The following is a 19,944-nucleotide window of genomic DNA, read 5'->3' on the forward strand; positions in this document are numbered from 1 at the left end:
ACACTTGTATTGGTTAATAGTAGGTTTTATCAAGGTTAGTATATACTAATATTTTTATACTGTCAAGGCTAATAAAACGTCGCTCAGGGCTGTTGCAAGAAAGAAATTGTCCTTTATAAAACGGTTCTCAAAGGGGTTTGGGTAAGGGCGCGTGGTGATTTTGTAGGGGTGTGGCTCGACACGCCCTTTTTGTTTGGCATAAATCTTATGGGGTTGAGGCAACGGAGGAAGGGCGACTCCAGCGTCGCCACTACGGGTTAATCTTCTTGATGGTTTGGCTGGAGTGTTGAAAATATAAATACTGACTATGCAACAGCCCTGCCACAGATGGCTGGATTCTAACTATGGATACGAATAGTAAGGTAATATGTAACGTTTATTACATATAATAGCACCAATAATTTGAAACCTTATGGTTAATAGGTTTCATCTTTTCTCTGGGAGGTTTGTTTTTGCTCAATTTCGTTTTCAAAATATTTAGCAGTAACCCTTTAATACAACTTAAACTTTTATTGCCGTTTATCCTGCCCTCCATTGGGTTTGGGCTGTTGGGAGTTATCCGACTTCATCGTCTGCACAAAGAGAGCAAGCGCTTCATCAGGCATTTGGTAATGGCAACGCTTGGCGCATATTTCGGGTTCACGCTGCTAATTTCGCTGCAGAACCCCACCGGAACGAGTTATGGAGCAGCCCAACCTGTCATTATAGTTTTCGGAGTAATCTATCTATTACTATTGGGCTTTACCTTGTTTTTGTTCTCGCTGCTAATAAAAATAAATCGCTTGCACCAAAATTGGAAGTTTTTGACCCGCGCCTATTACGCCGGACATTTAGCGTTGCTGCTGCTGCTGGGATACGGCGCATACATCGAGCCGTTCTGGCTGGATACCACCTATACTACCCTGACCGCTGCCAGTTTTGCGCCCGGTTCGCCCCCCTTGAAAATCGTGTTAATCAGCGATTTGCATATGGAGCGATGGGGGCGGCGCGAGGATGAGACGATTGCCGCTATTCGCAAGCTTGAGCCTGACCTTTTGCTCGTTAGCGGGGATTTTATAAACGTTGACCATTATCAGCCTGAAACCTACACCGATATGCACCGCTTTTTCATGAATCTTCAGGCACGTTACGGGGTGTATGCGGTGGGCGGTTCGGTGGATGATATTGAGGAAACGCGCGTGGCTTTGCAGGATACGCCCGTCCATTTCCTCAACAATGAAATTGCGCGACTGGAAATTGACAGCAACAAAATCGAAATTCTAGGTATTCCAAGCCGTTACCGGGATGACGGGCAAATGCTGGTTGAGTTAAGCGCAGAGTTAAACCCGAACGCTTACAAAATCTTGCTCTACCATACGCCCGACCTTGCCAAAGAAAAGAGCCTTGCTAATATAAATTTGTATCTGGCAGGGCATACACATGGCGGGCAAATCGCGCTACCCTTTGTAGGGGCAATTTTTACCGCCAGTCGCTACGGTACGGAATATGCGGCAGGCTTGTACAAGCTGGCTAATCCCGTCAATACTATGCTTTATGTGACGCGGGGCTTGGGCTTTGAGGGAATAAATACGCCGCGTATCCGGCTATTTGCCCGTCCCGAAATATCGGCACTTACGCTTGTCCCTGCTTGATTTCTGAGGTTCGCGCCACTTTCACGAAGCCGCTTCGCTTTCCTTCTCGCCCTGTTTACGGAACAGCGGGACGCTCCGGCGTACTAGGATACCAGCGTAGAGGTTGCCATTCGGTGGTGAGGTATTCTGGGTAGATAAAATAGCGTGACATTTCTTTGCCGTAGCGCAGGTAATTCAGAAGCCCTTCGCCCATGCTAGGACGCGGGATGTATTCCGGCGCTTGCGCGAAAGGCACAAAGCGCACCTCTTTTACGGGACCGTTCACCTCAGCTATTAATTCAGGCTCAACCTCCGGCGCGAGTAGGTGTACCTCGAATACCAGCGTGACAAATTGCTTATGCGCTATCTCGGAGCGAGAATCAACCGCGTAGAGCAGTTCGCCCACCGTCACCTGCAAGCCCGTTTCTTCCAGAAATTCGCGCTGCAACGCCTCTTTATGCTGTTCGCCCGGTTCTAGCCTACCGCCCGGCAGAGACCACAGTAACTCCGGGTAGCCGTAATCGTTGGCAACCAGTAACACATTGCCCCGATGCGCCAGAACGCCCTGCGACACTCGATAATATTGCCATTCTTGTTGTATTTCGCTCATGTGAATATTTTAGCAGGGTGCGAGGAAAAAACAAAATCAGCCACAACCCCAAATTTTCGGGCGGCGCTACGCGCGTACGGAATTCTCTTTACTCCTTACCCTTTTGACCGTTCCCTCTCCCAAGATTTTTGGGTTAATTTAGAGGAAAGAGCGCCAGAGGCTCAGAGTTCAGAGGATTCAGAGTTCAGAGGGGCGCGTTAGCGGAACACACCACCACCCGAAAACCGATAGGGTTGGCACCGCCGTCAGGGTCGATGTTGAAGCGGTACACGCAGGACGCAACAACTAGACCGTAGTCGTAAGACCCGCCCCGCAGCATTCTCCAATCACCGCTATCGTCCACCGCCACTTCTTCCGGCTCTTTGTACTTGTTCTGGCACCACTCCCACAGGTTGCCGATCATGTCCAGCGCCCCGCATGCCGCCGTCCCTTGCGGGTACATCCCTACCGCCGTGGTTCGCTGCAAACCCGCTTCTCTGGTGTTGGCGTACCCCTCTTTCCACGCGCCCCACGGGTATTCGCGTTGTTGGCTGCCGCCTTGTGCTGCCCATTGCCATTCCCACTCCGTTGGCAAACGCACCTGCGCGTTTTCGCCCACCACTAATGGCTTGCTCCCACCGCCCGGATTGGGCAATTGCCAGCCCCGCATTCGCTTGTTCAGCCACCGCCCGAACGCCACGCTCTGATACCACGAGATGTTATCACGTGGGTTGTTCGAGTTCTTGCGGTATCGCTCATCTAGTCCTTGCGGCTGGCGTCTCGGCGGGAAGCCCTGCCACCACTCCGGGTTGTTATAGCCATCTGCCGCTTGCACAAAAACGTCATATTGGGCGTAAGTCACCTGATATTTAGCAATATAAAAGGGCTGAATTTCAAAGGTCTGTTCCCCAATTTTCAGCTTGCCGCCCGGATGTACCGGTAGCCACGTTATATCGGGTACGCCATTAGCGGCTACTCCTACGCCGGAACGCGGGTCGCCGATTTCGCTCAAACGGTCACCGATTTTCATACGGCGTGGGTGGTCGGTACTGAGGTTCTCCAGTTCGAGCAACAGGCGTTCCTGCTCTTGCTTCAGAAGTAGCGGTTCCAGTTTTGCCAGCTTATCCTTTGCCATAAAAATAAACGGCTCAACCGCATAGCATAACGCCGCTTCAAAATCGGCTTTAGCCGCCAGCCACTGCTCTAACGCCAGCAGCGTCAACCCGCGCCCATATAATAGCTCGTGGTCATCGGCGCTATCCTGTAAGGCGGCATTGTATTTTTCCAGCGCAGCTTTTATATCAGCCATGCCCTGCTGCCGCTTGTTGCGTTTAAGGTAGCTATCGCCGCGCCAATAGTAAGGGTGCGGATATTCGGGCGCGAGTTTTATAGCGGTGGCCAGGTCGGCAATAGCCGAGTCATAGTTAGTATGATTGTGGTGGACAACCCCCCGCCAATAGAAATACTCAGGCTCATGGGGGTTCAGGTGAATCGCGCTGGTCAGGTCGGTAAAGGCTCTTTCCAGTTCGCTTTTCTCAAAATGGGCGTGGAAGCGATTGTAGTAGGCGGCAGCAAGGCTTTTTTCAAACTGCGGATTGGTGGAAGAATTGCCCATGATTTCCTCACCGAGCAAAATGGCGGTCTCCCAATCGCGGTTAAATACCGCCTGTTCAAACTGCATCAGCAATTTTCTATTATTGGGTGGGGTGTTGGGCGCAATCTGCCGGAGCTTCTGTTCGAGGTCGGCAATTTCCTTTTCAGCATCCTGAATCTGGATTACGACCTGTGGCGGTACGTTGGTATCACCGAATACAGCCCTTTGCTCTTCCAAAATTGCCAAACGGCGTTTGGTCAAAACCAGCAAGTTTTGCAAATTCTCGCGCTCACTCATTGCGCCGGACTCCCTTCTGCCCGGTCGCGGAAATACGCGGTGGAGGTAGGCTTCTCCAGCATAGCGGCGTTGGTACGGCGTTGGTTAAAGCGCATTGGTACAGGCATCCCCTCGCGTATAATGAGCGTGGCTTGTTTGCGGCTAATAGTGTAAGTTTAATAAACATAGCTATTATAACAAATTGCTTTTGGCAAAGGAAATGTACTGCAAACCGAATTAGGGCTGTTGCAAGAAAGGAATTGTCCTCTATAAAACGGTTCTCAAAGGGGTTTGGGCAAGGGTGCGAGGTGATTTTGTAGGGGCGCATCGCGATGCTTGGGAGGCACAAATCTCATGGGGTTGAGGCAACGGACGAAAGGCGACTCCAGCGTCGCCCCTACAAAAACGATTTTCTTGGTGGTTTGAAGAACCGTTGAAAATATAAATACTGACTTTGCAAAAGCCCTGCAAACCGAATGTGGTTTTGTACCAACAAAGGGGGATTTTAATAGGGAAGAATGGCGGCAAGGAGTTTAAACCCCTTGCCTGTTTTTCTTCTTGAATAAAAACGGGGTGAATGACCTATCGACAATCACACACTCCTTTATTTTAGATTACTTAGGCACAATAGCGTTAATTGGCGTTTTGCTCATCCGGCTTAATTTCCTGTGCAAACGCCTCCAAATGCGCGGAACCGTTTGAATTGCCATTGCCGTTAAGTGCTTGCTTGATAGCCGGAATCTGTTCCATTAAGTCTGAAATCTTCATCCCGGTAAGTGATTCAAACAAAGCCGGCACTTGCGCCATCATCTTAGTAACGTCGCCTGTTATCTGGTTTGCGCCCATACCGCCGCGTCCGTTGCCCTCTCCGGTGCTGACAATCGTTATCTTGTCCACCTTAGAAAGCGGTTCGCTCATTGCCCGCGCCAGTTCAGGGATACCGCTCAACAATTTATCGAGAATTGCCGCCTGATTGTACTCATGATACGCAGCAGCTTTGAGATTCATCGCTCCGGCTTCGGACTCGCCCTTCGCCTTGATAACGATGGACTCTGCCAAACCTTGTTGCCGAATCGCTTCCGCCTGACCTTTACCACGCAACACCACTACATCGGCATCAGCCTGACCTTGCAAACGTACTGCTTCTGCCTGTCCGGTGGCTTCCAGAACCTTGCGATTGCGTTCTGCCTCCGCCATAGTTTCAATTTTTCTTCGCTCGGCATCAGCTTGCTTCAAGATAGTGGCGTTCAACTCCATTTCGCGCCGGGCAATTTCGGCTTCCTGTACTTTGGTTTCCTCTTCCTTGCGAACAAGTTCAACCCTTACCTTTGCCTGCATAACCTGTTGTTCCATTATGGCGGACTGAATATCGTAGGCTTTATCCGCGCTGGCTTTTTGCTGTTGCACCGAACCCATATACTCAGCGCGTTTTAGTTCAAGGTCGCGGGTGGCTTCCGCCTGTTTGGTTTGCGAGGCGGTTTCGGCAATTACCCGATCTTGGTCAGCTTCCGCACGGGCAATGCTGGCTTCTCGCAAGGTCTGCGCTCGTTTAATGGCAGTATCGCGTTCAGCTTCGGCAGTTGCCACATCCGCATCGCGCTTGATACGCGCAATATCGGGCTTGCCCATATTGGCAATATACTCGTTTTTGTCGCGCACTTCACGAATGGTAAACGAAATAACCTCAAGCCCCATTTTATGAAGGTCATCGGTGCTATTAGCACGCATGCGTTCCGCTACCATTTCAGGCTCTTTTACAATCTGCTCGACCATCAGTTGCCCGATAATCCCGCGCAAATGTCCTTCCATCACCAACCGGATTAAACCCTCGCGTTCTCCCGGAGATTTGGTGAGAAATTGCTCGGAGGCGGTACGGATACTGACCGGATCATTTTGAACCTTGATTTGCGCTACCGCTTCAACCATTACTGCTACACCCTGACGGGTATAGTATTCCTGTTGGGGCGCAACATCAAAGCTCATCAATTCAAGCGATAGTTTTTTTGATTCCTGAATAAAGGGCCATACCACGCGCCCTCCCCCTACCGTTACCTGTGTGCCGCCGCCGCCGAATACGATTAGGGCTTCATTGGGAGCAACTTTCCGGTAGAGTGAAACGGCGAGAACTAGCAGCAGCAGCACTACCACGCCTGCCGCCGAACCGACTATAACTGGTAATTCCATATTTCCTGCCTTTCAGCAATCGAATCCCAACAATTTTAATTTACGCTTTGCTGTTTTCCTGCTCAGGTGCGGGAGTATCTAACGAGATGCCTGATTCTTCCCATTTTTTCTGCTCATCTCCCGCCAGCAATTCCTCAAGATTATCTACCAGAGCAACTCCATCTTTGGCGCTGAGAATTACTACCTGCAAATTATGGGGGAAATCTTTGTCTTTAACGCTACGTGCGGGAATAGCGCGAGTAGTGCCGAATTTGGTGTAGGTTACTTCACCCAAACCGCCCTTGAAGATTGTTCCGGTAACTTTGCCGACTGTGCCGGAGAGGTCATAATCTTCCTCGCGCATAACCGGAGTTTGCGCTGGAATCAGCAATTTAACAATAAAGAGGTAAACCAGAAAATAAGCTACCAGCCCGGTGGCTAATGCGCCCGGTACTGTGAAAATTTTCGGCACGCCAGCTTCGCTCAGGATAAAGCCGCCTGCGCCAAAGCATGTGAGAAAAGCTACCAGCGCGTTAAAACTAAACCAGCCAAACCCGCCAGCGTTGTTGTTATCATTATGCCCAGTAGCATGGGGAGGGGCTGCATGGTGTCCGGCGTGAAAATGGGCTGCCCCGGCATCATGCCCCGCTTGTGTAGCATGAACGCCAAAGTGGCTGAAGCCGCCTAGCAAGAACGAAGCAACGGTAAATACCAATCCGAAAATGAAACAGCCCAGAAATAAACCGCTTAGCCATTCCATGTTTGCCATCTCCTGCCGAATTAATCAATTACTCATAATTACTAATATTGAATACGATACCGGCGGTTGGAAAGTTGCGATTTTAAAGGAGTTTGTAATAAATCACGGTGTCGGTAAAAGTGCCATCTGCTTCAACAATGTATTGGGGAATTACTCCGGCGCAAGTGTAGCCTTGTTTTATGTAAAGCTGCTCAGCGGCATCGCCCTTTCTCGTATCGAGAAATAGTAAGCGACATTCCCGCGTCTTTGCCTCCGCCTCAGAAGCCGTTAGTATGTCACGTCCATAGCCCAAACCGCGATATTTGGTATGAACCATTAGCTTTTGCAATTCGACGCGATGCGAGCCGTTTTGCTTGGAAATGAATGATAGCTGTGCGCTGGCTACCACTTTTCCATGCGAATAGCCCACCAACAAACTGCGGTAGCCCTTCTCTAGCTCTTTAATTATATCTTGCCAATACCCGAAAGCGGTTTCATATTGCAACGGACTCCAGAAACCAATCGAAGCCCCGCTATCAACCGAATCCCGTAACAGTTCGATTAGTTCCGGTAGAACCTTTAAAGCAGTGGCTATATCAATATTCTCGATTTTATCCATAATGTTTAGAACATACTGGCTTGATAATAGTATTGTTCTGTTTCGTAAACGAGACTCGGCTTGTCACGCAGCGCAATATTGAGCGGAAAACGCGCAATGCCCGCTTCTTCTAGCATTTTTGTGATGGTGGCGGTAGCTTCTTGCGGACTGTTGTTTTCAGACGACAAATGCGCCAACCACACGGTAGGCTCTAATCCGGTGTTTTCGAGGCAATAGCGCAATATTTCACCGGACTGGCGATTGGATAGATGCCCCTTATCGCCTGTAACCCTTTTTTTCAAAGTATAGGGGTATTTGCCAGCCCAAAGTTTTTCTTCTTCGTGGTTCGCCTCAAGAATTATCAAGCGACTTTGCAACAACGGTTCGTAAATTTGGGGATTAGCACAGCCCAAATCGGTAAGGATTACAGCCTGCACGCCGTCAGCCTTGAAAGTATAACAAACCGTTTCGGCGGCATCGTGCGAAACGGGAAAGCTGTTTATTTCAATCGAGCCAATGGTGGTAGCTTTCCCGGTAGGAAACAAGCGGGTGTTGTAATTACGGCTTTCTGGAGGTGTGGCAGTGGCACGTTGCTGGGATAGCTTTTCTATTTTTGCCCAGCGCACCGCTGCTTCGTCAAGGGTCTTTTTATTGGCGAAAATGGGAATACCCCAACGGCGCGAAACTTGCCCCGCCCCACTGAGGTGGTCATGGTGGTCATGGGTTAGAAAGATGCCACTTAATTCAGCAATATTTACCCCTTCTAACGCCAGAAATTTTTGAAGGGCAGTAGCCGATAAGCCGCAATCTATGAGAAGGCTGTGACCACCCGCCTGAACCAGATAACAATTCCCGCTGCTACCGCTAGAAAGCGACTTTACCCGCATAATTTTCTTTCTACAAAACTACTCAATAAAACCGAACTAGAGAGCGCTCAACGCCTGTTCAAGGTCGGCTATTATGTCTGCCGGGTCTTCGATGCCCACCGAGATACGTACTAACCTATCAGTAACGCCTACATCATTGCGTTGTTCGGATGACAGATGGCGGTGGCTGGTCATAGCCGGATAGTTAACCGTTGTAATTACATCGGCGAGACTGGGAACATAGGGAATATGCTCCAACGCTTTAATGAAACGCTGCACCGCATCTGCGCCGCCCTCCTTGATTTCAAACGCAAGCATACCGCCAAAGCCTTTGGGCATCTGGCGTTGCGCCAATTCATGGCGGATGTGGCTTTCCAGACCGGGATAATGCACGCGGCTAACCTGTGGTTGCGCTTCCAGCCATTGCGCGATTATAAGGGCATTACGGCAATGCGCTTCCATTCGTAGGGGTAGGGTCTTGAGGCTACGCACGTTCATCCACGCATCAAACGGACTCATGGTAAGCCCGATAAGCTGAGCGCTTTCGATAGCCCTTTTGATAAAATCCTTATTACCGCTCAAAATGCCGCCCATTGCATCGCTATGACCGTTAGCGTATTTGGTAGTGGCGTGTACAACTACATCCACCCCATATTCGAGAGGACGCACCAGATAGGGTGGGGTAAAAGTGCTATCAACAATTGATACCAACTTATTCTCGCGTGCCAGCTTTGCCAGCGCCCCCAAATCGGCAACGCCCACCAACGGATTACCCAGAGTTTCAAAGAAAATAGCTTTGGTATTGGGTTTGAGCGCGGCTTTAACCGCTTGCTCATCCGACAGGTCTTCAAAGGTTACTTCTATGCCAAAGCGAGACAATTGCTTTAAAAACAGCGACACCGTAACGCCATAGATAGATTTTTCCGCAATAATATGGTCGCCCACTTGTGCAGCGGTAATTAATGCAGTGAAAATGGCAGCCATCCCGCTCCCGGTGGCGCGAGAGGCTTCCGCGCCTTCCATTTGCGCGAAAGCCTTTTCAAAAGCAGATTGATTTGGTCCCGAAGAGCGATAATACACCCAGCCTTTGCTTGGGTCGTGGTAAATGGAGTTGGCATCTTCTACGTTATCAAAGCCCCACACCGTTGTTTGGTAGAGCGGCATCGCCAAAGGGCGACCAGCCTGAGTGATTTCTAGCTCACCCGCATGCGCCGCCAGTGTTTGCTGTGAACGCCGTGCGCGTTTCGGTTGCAACATCTAAAATTCCTTTCACTGCAACTTAGGAAACATCGCCCCTACCGAGGCTCCTGCGTGGACGCGCATTATGCCTTCTCCTAGCAACCGGGCAATTGATAGAACCTTTATTTTATCTAATTGCTTGTTCTCCTGAAGCGGGATAGTATCGGTTAAAACCAGTTCTTCAATACAGCTATCCTTTAGCCGCTGTATGGCAGGACCACTCAGCACCGCATGCACACACCCGGCATAAACAGCGGTTGCGCCGGCTTTCTTCACGGTATCGGCAGCCTGAGTAATTGATCCGGCAGTATCAATTTCATCGTCAATCAGAATAGCTTGTTTACCTTCCACCGAACCGATTAGATTCAACACCGAAGAACGGTCATCGTTGCCCATCCGACGTTTTTCCACAATTGCCAAAGGAGCATTAATCAATTGGGCAAAGTTTCTAGCGCGTTTGGCGCTACCTAAATCGGGCGAAACTACCACAGGGTTGTCTAATCCTTTATCCCTGAAATAGTCTGCCAGAAGGTAAATCGCGGTCAGGTTATCAACCGGAATATTAAAAAAGCCTTCAATCTGACCGGAATGCAAATCTACGGTCATGAGGCGATGTGCGCCTGCCACCGTTATCATATCGGCAAGCAACCTCGCCGTAATTGGCACACGGGGTTGGTCTTTTTTGTCGGTGCGACCATAAGCGTAGTAAGGCACAACCGCCGTAATACGCCCGGCGGAAGCGCGTTTGAAGGCATCTATCATGATTAAAAGCTCCATGACAGAGCGATTCACCGGAGTAGATAACGGTTGTATTAAGTAAATATCGTTACCACGCACGCTCTCTTCAATTTTGCAAAAAATGTTCTCGTTGGAAAATTCAAAAACCTGAGCACGTCCTTGAGGGATATTTATATACTCGCAAACTGCTTTCGCGAGCGCCGGGTTAGCATTCCCGGAAAACACGCCTACCTCATTATAAAGAGAACCCACCCTTTAGAACCCCTTCCAATTCACTAAGCTTTTAACCTGCACGCTTAGATAAGTATATCACAAAACCGGAATAGCTCAGGTAGTCAGAAACCAAAAACCCCTTCCGCTAACTATACTAATGGAAGGGGAAATTATTCTATTTTTCTGTTCTATTGTTCAGTACCTAGCGTGAAGCTCCTGCACCTGCTGAAGGACGGCTGCGGTCGAAGCAATCACTACAAAAAACCGGGCGATCATACTTAGGTACAAATGGCACAGTGGTTTGCTTACCACAGGAGGCGCATGTTACCGGATGGCGGACTCGCTCGGAACGCTCGGACGAATGGGATGAAGCGAAGTTACCAGTTGACCGGCGTGCCTTGCGACAGTCAGTACAACGGCTAGGTATATTCACTAATCCTTTTTGAGCGTAGAACTCTTGCTCACCGGCAGTCCATGTAAACGAAGCACCGCACTCGCGACACTGTAGGGTCTTATCCTCAAAACTCACCTTGGGCCTCCTTAAGAAGTAGCCGTGAAATCCCTGAAACTGGAGATTGCGATTGTAAAATTTTGTCTAGCCTAGATAAATGTATTTGATAACATTTATCATCAAAGAACTTACTCATCTTAGCGGCTAACACTCGTTCCAATTGATAATAGGAGTTGCCGATTAGTATGTATTGGACTAAACTTAGCCATGAAAGCTGGAACATCCGGTCTTGGGCGGACAGTCGAAAACCATCATTGCCAACTAGAATCCATTGCAGGCTAATCAAGCAATTTCAAAGTCGCCTGATTCTCAGGTAATTGAAGCTCCAAACTATAACTGGTTATTTTGTGTGCGAGTTCTAATAATGAGTACAAGGTAAATACTAGCAAAATTTTTTTACAAATGCAATACTTTTTTAACACATAGTTAAAATTTATTCACCAAATAAATGTCCTTTCAAAAGACCTTGTGGGATTCTTCCTTTAGACGCTTAGAGGTTTATTCTGGCAGTGCAGTAAAGCGATAGCCCTTGCTTCGCTCGGTAAAGATAAAGCGCGGATTCTGGGCATCATCCCCCAATTTTTCGCGTAAGTGCCGGATATGAACTTTAAGGTAGTCCAAAGCATCCTGATACTGCGGTCCCCATATTTTGGTTAATAAGTAATCATGGGAAACCACCCTACCGGGATTGTTGGCGAGCAAATACAACAAATTGTACTCAATCGAAGTAAGCCGCACCGGATGGTTATCAAGGGTTACATTTTTAGTTACAAAATCAATCTTCAGTCCTTGATATTCCACCATATTTTTAATAGCGGTGGCTTTGGAACTCATAGTGCGTCTCAATTGCGCCCGGATACGCGCCACCAGTTCAAGCGAACTAAAGGGCTTGATAATATAATCATCTGCGCCTGCTTCCAACCCGCGCACCTTCTCGATTTCATCATCCCTGACCGTCAGAAAGATAATCGGCACATCGGCATGCTCGCGGCGGATGATATGGCAAGTCTCCAAACCGCTCAAGCGTGGCATATTAATATCAAGAATTACCAGATCGGGGTTCTCTTTGCGAAATAATTCAACTGCCATTTGCCCATCTTCTGCGCTAATTATTTCCCAATCAGGTGAGTTCATCCTAAGCCCAACGGTGATAACTTCTACCACGTCCGGCTCATCATCGGCTATCAAAATTTTTACCATAGCATGTTTTTCTAGTCTTAATTTTTCAAGATAGCTTTAGTCACGCATTTCTGTAACTGGCACACACTACTATATTTTGCGATTCCTCCAATGCCACAAGTTTAATTGTACCCCATTCTGGGTATAGCGGTTGGCATTTTAACAATAGGTTTGTAACCACCTATTCCAGTCTTAGGCTATCACCGCTAACGGTTGCTAATTTTGCAGGAATATTTACTAATATGTTCTTGAGCTTTTTCCTGCTCTCGTTTTATTTGCCAGCCATTCGCGGTTTGCGCCCGGGTAGATTACACTACAATCCGCCACTAAAACCATCTTTGCGAACACGCCAGAAGTGTAATGACATCAACCCGGCTGCGACCAGCGGTAAAGTAATTACATGGAGTGTGTAGAAGCTTAGCAACGCATTTTGACCGATTTCATACCCGCCAATGAGCAGGAATTGGGCTTCAGGACCAAGAAATGGGGTGACTTTTGTGGTGTTTGTACCGACCGTAACCGCCCAGAAAGATAGTTGATCCCACGGTAACAGGTAGCCGCTAAAATTGAGCAGTAAGGTTACTAACAGTAACATTAGCCCTACAATCCAGTTAAATTCACGAGGGGGGCGGTAGGCGCGAGTGTAAAGCACCCGGCACATATGCAAAAAGACGGTTATGACCATTGCGTACACCGACCAACGGTGTATAGCACGGAGGAATTGCCCTGCAAAAACTACCGTTTCGAGGTCTTTTATATTCTGGTAGGCTTGCGTAACCGAAGGCACATAGTAGAACATCAAAAGCACGCCAGAAACGATTAGAGTCAGAAAAAAGAAAAAGCTCAAGCCGCCAAGACAGAAGGTATAGGTCATTTTTAGGGAAGCGCGGCGGATTGCAGTTGGGTGCAAATGAAGTAATACGTTGCTCATAGTCTCCAACGAGCGCGTTCGAGCGCGTTCGAGCCAGATATGTCTGAAAATGCTTTTCCAGAATCTGGAACCAAACTCCTCTGTGCCTTTGAGGAAATTCCGAACAAATTTCTGGGAATCTTTATTGTTAGCCATTCTCCGATTTCTACTCTTGTGAGAAAATGCAAGTGAAAGACGGGAGATGACCGAACTAAACCATCTCCCGCAAACCAAGCTATTTGGGAATTGGCGCACTCAAGCCCTTCTCACTGACGTACCAGTGGTTTTTCGGATCGCTGTAAACGAAGCGTGCCATTTTAATCGCTTGAGTAGGACAACGTACCACGCACAAACCACAGCGAATACATTCATTCTCATCGAGAATGAGGGTCTGGGCTTCCGACAGCGCAGGGTCAACCTGATAATGGTCTGCCCCTTCAACTCCCATCAGGTCGCTAAGCGGAACCAGACGAATGATTTTCTCAGGGCAAACATCAACACATGCGGCGCATAAAATACAAAGGTCAGCATCTATCAGAATGTTATAGGCGCATTGCAGGCAGCGAGTGGCTTCCTTCATCGCCATTTCACGGGTAAAGCCCAGTTCAACTTCTATTTGAAGATTCTGACGCATGTTTTGACCCCAACGATTTTCCAGCGAAAGAGTCGGCATGGTCTGGCGATCAAGTTTTTCATAATCAAGAGAGCGGCGCCAAATTTCCAGCGCTTCATGACTGCTTCGGCGGCGAGGCGGTCTCTCCCTAGTAAGAAATTCATGAATCGCGTTAGCCACTTTGTGACCGTCCGCTACCGCCGAAATAATATTGCGTGCGCCTTCGGTATAATCGCCTCCGGCGAATAGGCGATGAACAGTAGTCATCCACGTATCCGGGTCGCGCCAAACGCTACCGTTCTTGAGAATCCTCACACCTAGTTCTTGTGGGAAGAAATTTACATCGCTCTTCTGACCAGTTGCTGCAAGCACTACATCGCAGGGAATTATAAATTCGCTATTCGGCACCGGACGAGGCGAACGGCGACCTTTGGCATCCGGCTCGCCCAATTTGTTGCGAATCATCTTGATACCGGTAACTTTGCCGTTCTCATCCCCCAGCACCTCAACCGGGCTTGACAGCCACAAGAAATCAATATTCTCATATTCCATTTCTTCCAGTTCGGTTTCGTCCATCGGGGCTTCCAACTGGGTACGGCGATAGGCAATATACACTCTTTCCGACCCCATACGCAGCGCAGAGCGAGCGCAGTCAGAAGCGGTAAAACCGGCGCCGATTACGACCACACGCTTGCCCATTGTGGCATGTTCGGGATGGTGGAAGTTGATTTTTTCCAGCCACGACAGACCGTATTCAAACCCTTTCAAATTTTCGCCGGGAATACCAAGTTTGGTAGGTAGTTGGCAACCGGGCGCGAGAAATACCGCGTCAAAATTCTTCAATAGGTCGGCTACCTGTACATCTTTGCCAACCCGCGTGTTGAGATGAATCTCCACGCCGAGCGCATCCATATATTCATCTATTTCATTTTGTACCACATCGCGAGGCAACCGCCAAATCGGAATACCGCCTACCAGCATACCGCCCGGTTCGGGGAACATGTCGAATACTACGGTGTGATAGCCCATAATACGCAAATCACGCGCACAAGCAAGCCCGGCAGCCCCCGCCCCAACAATCGCTATCCTTCCACGGCGGGTAATAGGGGGACGCTTGGGTATAAATTTATCGCTGCGGAAATCGCTGGAACTGCGTTTCAAATAACAGATACGGATAGTTTTATCAATCAAGCCTCGCCGGCAAGTGCTTTCGCAAGGACGAGCGCAGATGCGACCCAGAATACCCGGAAATACATTATCACGCCGATTCAGCAAATAAGCTTCATCAAAACGCCCTTGCGCCACCAAGCCAATGTAGTTGCTCACATCGGTATGGGCAGGACAGGTATATTGGCACGGTATATTAGTACGGAACCAATCGGTATCGGGCAATTCAGTCGAGGATGCATCATCAAACGCTTCTGCAAAGCGATTATCTGCGTTTTTCTGAAATTTATCATTCATCATTCTTTTTCGTCAATGCCTCCGGTTGCCTTTTGAATATACATTACGACTAACTCTAGTATTTCACCGACTACCCTAATATTTCACTTCCTGTTTTGAAGTTTGTAAGAACTGGTAAAGCTCAAATAATAGATATTGAAGATTAGAATAATATTGGAAGCAGCAGCGAGTTCAATGCAGCGGAGGTTCGTGGCTTGAGTTTACCTTTATTTACCACGTATTTACTATGCTTTAACCTTAAATGATTATAGCACTCCGGTTTGAGTTCGTCAAAGCTACCGCTGATTTTTATCACATAACATTATCCCATCAGTAAGCTATAAACTAGGTTTCTTGCCATCCAATTCGGCTTCCGCTTCTATATTTCTATTTCAATACTTGAACAAAACTTGAGCTATAGCTATTCTTTCAATAAAATGCAAGACACCAATGAGCTTGCCATAAAATTATACCAGAACCTCTGATTCCACAGTATCCCTATCCGATTTACCAGTAAATCAGCCTGAATCCAGTGTAGATATAATACTTTAGATAATTTTACACCATTTATATACTATAGCAGCATATTTCCGGAAATGGATTTAGATAATAGTACTATTTTTGGTAGTGTTTATTAGCCGATTATTGACTCAACGGGTGACTTCCTCAGCTAATTCAAGGCGGGCAGAGGGTTCACGCCAGTAACGAGTTATCAGGACGTACATTTCTGCGGTAGGGCGATCATACAGGTCGGGAGTCATGCGCCATTGGTAGCCTTGCGCCCGCTCTAAATCCTTGCCCCGCAATAGCAAATCAGCAAAATCTTGCACAGTAATGCTACCGATTTCCAATTTGAAAAATATCCCCTCATTACCTTTTTGCTCACACAACCTAACGTCTGTTATATCACTCCAGTTCAATTGGACGCTGCCAAAATAGCGATTGTCAAAAAAGATGGATTCGGGCGAGAGGCGCGTGGACATGCGCTCCAGCAAACGGTCAAAGCCGCGCCGTGACATCATGATGCTCATCAGGAAGCATAACAACCCGGTAAGGACAAAGCTCACCAAACCGCCTACCCAACCCTTACTACCCGAATCCGAAAAAAAGCCGAGCGCGGTATAAAACAAAAGCCCACCACCCAGTAGAACAAAAATGGCAGCGGGGATTACACGCGCCATCAGCGCGAAACGGCGGGTATAACGATTATCCGGTTTTATAATCACTTCTGTAAATTACTCCTGCCTTGCTTGATAGTACACCAGTATTGCTCTAGCTGCTTATAAAGCACATGGGCGGGAATTTCAAATCCGGTTAATGCCAGCACTACAAAGAGCGGACGGTCAGCGGCAGCACGCGCTTTATATAACGCGCTATCGGGGTAAAGTTGCATAACTGCCACAGGTGGAAAGTTGCCCTCCTGCCATTCCAACAGCGCCACATCTCGCCATTGTACCGTTTCGTGTGGGTAATTATAGTAGCACAGGGTGAGGCTATCCAACTCAAGGGCTAATTCCATTTCCGGGCATAGGGGCAGTTTAGGGCGCAACGCCGGGTTGGTAGCGGTAATATAGCCCACCACGGTTAGCGCAGCTATAATTCCCGCCGGTATAAATGTACTCGGCGTAGGAAATCTACCATGCAACAGCCATGCAAATAGCCAGTCCAGAGCGACCATAACCAGCGCGTTCTGTACCGCTAGATATAGCAAGAACCACCAGCGAAAAGGCTTCACCACTTTAGCTTCGGGGGGTGGCGCAGGCTTTACCAGCAACAAAGTTTCGTCCTAAGCATTCGGCGCTTGTTGGTGCGCGTGATAACTACTACGTACCAGTGGACCACTTTCTACATATTTAAATCCTAGTGACAACGCCACTTCTTTGAGTTCCTCAAATTCGGTTGGGGTATAATAACGCTCGACCGACAGATGCTTTGGCGAAGGACGCATATATTGCCCCAACGTCAGCACATCACAATCCACCTCGCGCAAATCGCGCATAACTTCCATCAGTTCTTCTTTTGTCTCGCCCAAGCCTACCATCACCCCGGTTTTGGTAATTACATTATAGGATTGCCCTAAATCTTTGGCGCGTCTGAGCAATTCAAGGGTGCGAGGGTAGCGGGCTTTGTGGCGCACATGGCGATAAAAGCGCGGCACTGTTTCGGTGTTGTGATTAAGGATTTCGGGCTGAGCGTCCAACACCATTTTGAGCGCATCCCAATTTCCCACAAAATCAGGGATTAGCAATTCCACCCGGCAACCGGGCAACTCCTGATGAATCAACCGTGTAACCTCAGCGTATATATGCGCCCCACCGTCCGGCAGGTCATCGCGGTTAACGCTGGTAATTACCACATGCTTTAGTTCCAGCGCTTTCACTGCCTCAACCACTTCGCGCGGTTCATTTTCATCAAGCGGCAAGGGCTTACCGCTAATCACATCACAAAAACCGCAAGCGCGGGTGCAAATATTGCCTAACATGAGAAAAGTGGCAGTGCGGTTAGTCCAGCACTCGGTAATATTGGGACAATTCGCCTCCTCACAAACGGTATGCAAGCCTTTTTCACGCATCAGGCGTTTCAAGGCGAAATAGTTAGGGTCACTCGGCAATTTCTTCTTAAGCCATTCCGGACGACGTTCACGCGGCAAAGCTACCGGGTGCGGGGTCGCTTTCTGGTAAACTTCATCGCCTTTTACCAATGGAATAATTTCTATTGTACGTCTGGGCATATATTACTTCCCTTGCAAAACTTCTAATTGTTTTAACCAGCGTTCTTTTAAAGGCACAGGTGTATAAGCAAATTCTTGCCGTAAAACCTCACCGCTTATCATAGCGGGGAATCCAGTTACTACTGTATCACCCAACGTTATTGTTAGATTGGGGTTTAGCTGTTCAAGAAAAAGTTTGAGCGTGCCAAGTTCCCATGTCTCTGCCGGAGTATTGTAAACCTCGTGCCGAATTTGCTCGGCATTAACCAGCCTTTCCAGCATTGCTGCCACCTCCTCAACATAGACAAAGGGAAATCTTTCACCAGCACCATACGGAATATGTATATCAAAAGGCGTGTTTGCGCCAACCTTCCCGAAAAGCTCTGCACGCCATGGTGACGAAGTGACAATCGAACCTGCCCCCAGTGCCGTTGCGATTCGCAAAGCTACAAAGTTAAAGCCATACTGTTGGTTGAAGCTTCTACCCAACGTTTCTACATAATATTTGCACGCGCCATACACATCTTCGGGTAATGTGGGATGGGTCTCTGAAACCGCCTCAGAAGGTTGGCAAGAACCGTAAATACTGATAGAACTGCCGTAAATAAAACGCGCCACCTGATAATCCCGCGCCAATTCCATTAGGTGCAGGCTACCCATGATATTAACCTTTGTAGCATTTACCGGGTTATTGCGAGAGGCTGAATTAAGAAGGGAAGCCAGATGTATAATGCAATTGAACTTGTTTTCCTGAAAAAGAGTAAGCAAGCTTGCCTTATCGCTAATATTACCTTGGTAAAACTTTACGCCTTCAGTGCGGTCAGGATGAGAGACAAGGTCGAGCGAAACAACAACAAGACCGGAAGACAGCAAAGTACGGCAAACTGCTCTGCCGATAAAGCCTTCTCCACCGGTTACCAGTATCGTTTTTTGCATAACCGACTTCTTTCACCTGTAATAAAGGCGCCTGTTTACGGATCTAACCGTTAAGATTATGTTGATTGTCGAAAAATTATACAACTATTATATTCCGGTCGCAATTTCGGATTAATATCTTGCCAATGTTCCATTTTCATAATATGCTGAATTAAGACGTTCAATTAGCTTGCTTGTGAAGAAAGAAGGAATTATTATTATGTCAAATCAACCGCCCTTTGGGGGTACTCCACCCGACCAACCACCATATGGTGTCCCACCTCAAGGACAACCGCCTTATGGGATTCCGCCGCAAGGTCAGCAACCATACGGTGTGCCGCCTCAGTATGGCGCACCACCGCCATATGGAATGCCACCGCAGGGTCAACCACAATACGGGTATGGCGCACCGCCGCCGGGCTATTATCCAGCGCCTCCTCAAAAGAAAAAAGGCGGGTTGCCTTGGTGGGGCTGTCTGCTAATAATCCTTATTCCGGTGATAGCCATTGTCGCTTGTGTGGGGGTTCTTCTCTCTGCTACGATTGGTCCGCTAATTTTCGCCAAAGGTCAAATAGAGGGACGTATTGACCAGTATATGCGTGCTGCGGCTTCCAACGATATAAGCAAAATGTCCACCATCTCTGCCTCTGTTGTATCAAGTGATGAGTTAGCAAAATTTGCAGATAATAGCACAGTTAAAAAATATGACAGTCTTTCGCTAGATTTTTATATCAGTGAAACCTTCTCAAGTGGTCAATCCAGTATCGAATTGCAAGGTAAGATGAAATTCAAGGATGGGAAATCGAGCGCGTTCAAGGTTTTTGTGATACCAGAAGGAACCCAGAACAAGTGGGAGGACTTCAAAATTTATGCGATTACCATTGACCCGCCCTCCTAGCGGCGCATTATCACAATAGTCGCAGCCTCTTCCCGATATTGGGAAGGGGCTTTTTATTGTACGTAATGCAATATACTATCATAATTAATAATGAGAGCTTTATTTTGAGACCTTGTGGCTATTGTTGCGTAGTTTATAAC

At 48.1% G+C, this 19,944-nt stretch carries 18 protein-coding genes; 2 read left to right on the plus strand and 16 right to left on the minus strand.

The window, feature by feature from the left end:
• Positions 1-452: 452 nt before the first annotated feature.
• Complete coding sequence (locus WCK19_RS04510; RefSeq protein WP_342396169.1) at positions 453-1,631, plus strand: metallophosphoesterase; 1,179 nt, start codon at positions 453-455, stop codon at positions 1,629-1,631.
• Between the two features lie 55 nt (positions 1,632-1,686).
• Here the strand turns inward: WCK19_RS04510 and WCK19_RS04515 are convergent, their stop codons facing one another.
• The 16 genes from WCK19_RS04515 to WCK19_RS04590 form a co-directional block, all read right to left on the minus strand.
• Positions 1,687-2,220 (minus strand): NUDIX hydrolase, encoded by a 534-nt coding sequence (locus tag WCK19_RS04515; RefSeq protein WP_342396170.1) that lies wholly within the window; start codon positions 2,218-2,220, stop codon positions 1,687-1,689.
• Between the two features lie 184 nt (positions 2,221-2,404).
• Positions 2,405-4,090 (minus strand): SUMF1/EgtB/PvdO family nonheme iron enzyme, encoded by a 1,686-nt coding sequence (locus tag WCK19_RS04520; protein ID WP_342396171.1) that lies wholly within the window; start codon positions 4,088-4,090, stop codon positions 2,405-2,407.
• A gap of 612 nt (positions 4,091-4,702) precedes the next feature.
• Positions 4,703-6,253 carry an SPFH domain-containing protein gene (locus tag WCK19_RS04525; RefSeq protein ID WP_342396172.1) on the minus strand — a complete coding sequence of 517 codons (1,551 nt, stop codon included), beginning with the start codon at positions 6,251-6,253 and terminating at the stop codon, positions 4,703-4,705.
• Between the two features lie 40 nt (positions 6,254-6,293).
• Positions 6,294-6,992: a hypothetical protein gene (locus WCK19_RS04530; RefSeq protein WP_342396173.1), complete on the minus strand. Its 699-nt coding sequence runs from the start codon at positions 6,990-6,992 to the stop codon at positions 6,294-6,296.
• 82 nt (positions 6,993-7,074) lie between these two features.
• Entirely contained in the window at positions 7,075-7,590 is a 516-nt protein-coding gene (locus WCK19_RS04535) for a GNAT family N-acetyltransferase (protein WP_342396174.1), read from the minus strand.
• Positions 7,591-7,595: 5 nt separating this feature from the next.
• Positions 7,596-8,456: an MBL fold metallo-hydrolase gene (locus WCK19_RS04540; RefSeq protein ID WP_342396175.1), complete on the minus strand. Its 861-nt coding sequence runs from the start codon at positions 8,454-8,456 to the stop codon at positions 7,596-7,598.
• Positions 8,457-8,492: 36 nt separating this feature from the next.
• Entirely contained in the window at positions 8,493-9,692 is a 1,200-nt protein-coding gene (locus WCK19_RS04545; protein ID WP_342396176.1) for a PLP-dependent aspartate aminotransferase family protein, read from the minus strand.
• 12 nt (positions 9,693-9,704) lie between these two features.
• On the minus strand, positions 9,705-10,664 hold the full coding sequence (locus tag WCK19_RS04550) for a ribose-phosphate pyrophosphokinase (protein ID WP_342396177.1): 960 nt from the start codon (positions 10,662-10,664) through the stop codon (positions 9,705-9,707).
• 163 nt (positions 10,665-10,827) lie between these two features.
• Positions 10,828-11,154: a zinc-ribbon domain containing protein gene (locus tag WCK19_RS04555; protein WP_342396178.1), complete on the minus strand. Its 327-nt coding sequence runs from the start codon at positions 11,152-11,154 to the stop codon at positions 10,828-10,830.
• Positions 11,155-11,634: 480 nt separating this feature from the next.
• Positions 11,635-12,336, minus strand: coding sequence for a response regulator transcription factor (locus WCK19_RS04560; protein WP_342396179.1), 702 nt, complete (start codon positions 12,334-12,336; stop codon positions 11,635-11,637).
• A 292-nt stretch (positions 12,337-12,628) separates the two neighbouring features.
• Positions 12,629-13,381 carry a cytochrome b N-terminal domain-containing protein gene (locus WCK19_RS04565; protein WP_342396180.1) on the minus strand — a complete coding sequence of 251 codons (753 nt, stop codon included), beginning with the start codon at positions 13,379-13,381 and terminating at the stop codon, positions 12,629-12,631.
• Positions 13,382-13,460: 79 nt separating this feature from the next.
• Positions 13,461-15,305: an FAD-dependent oxidoreductase gene (locus tag WCK19_RS04570; protein ID WP_342396181.1), complete on the minus strand. Its 1,845-nt coding sequence runs from the start codon at positions 15,303-15,305 to the stop codon at positions 13,461-13,463.
• A 626-nt stretch (positions 15,306-15,931) separates the two neighbouring features.
• Entirely contained in the window at positions 15,932-16,507 is a 576-nt protein-coding gene (locus WCK19_RS04575; protein WP_342396182.1) for a hypothetical protein, read from the minus strand.
• A complete protein-coding gene (locus WCK19_RS04580; RefSeq protein WP_342396183.1) occupies positions 16,504-17,058 on the minus strand; it encodes a hypothetical protein in 555 nt (184 codons plus the stop codon). Before WCK19_RS04580 ends, WCK19_RS04575 begins: the two co-directional genes overlap by 4 nt.
• A gap of 9 nt (positions 17,059-17,067) precedes the next feature.
• On the minus strand, positions 17,068-18,012 hold the full coding sequence (gene lipA / locus WCK19_RS04585) for a lipoyl synthase (RefSeq protein WP_342396184.1): 945 nt from the start codon (positions 18,010-18,012) through the stop codon (positions 17,068-17,070).
• A 3-nt stretch (positions 18,013-18,015) separates the two neighbouring features.
• The gene (locus WCK19_RS04590; RefSeq protein WP_342396185.1) at positions 18,016-18,927 is read right to left on the minus strand and encodes an NAD(P)-dependent oxidoreductase; all 912 of its coding nucleotides are present in this window, start codon (positions 18,925-18,927) and stop codon (positions 18,016-18,018) included.
• Between the two features lie 199 nt (positions 18,928-19,126).
• Between WCK19_RS04590 and WCK19_RS04595 the strand changes: the two genes are divergently transcribed.
• Positions 19,127-19,804, plus strand: a complete 678-nt coding sequence (locus tag WCK19_RS04595) for a hypothetical protein (protein ID WP_342396186.1) — start codon at positions 19,127-19,129, stop codon at positions 19,802-19,804.
• The last annotated feature ends 140 nt before the right edge of the window (positions 19,805-19,944 follow it).

The sequence above is a fragment of the Candidatus Chlorohelix sp. genome (assembly GCF_037138995.1).
Classification (GTDB): Bacteria; Chloroflexota; Chloroflexia; order Chloroheliales; family Chloroheliaceae; genus Chlorohelix.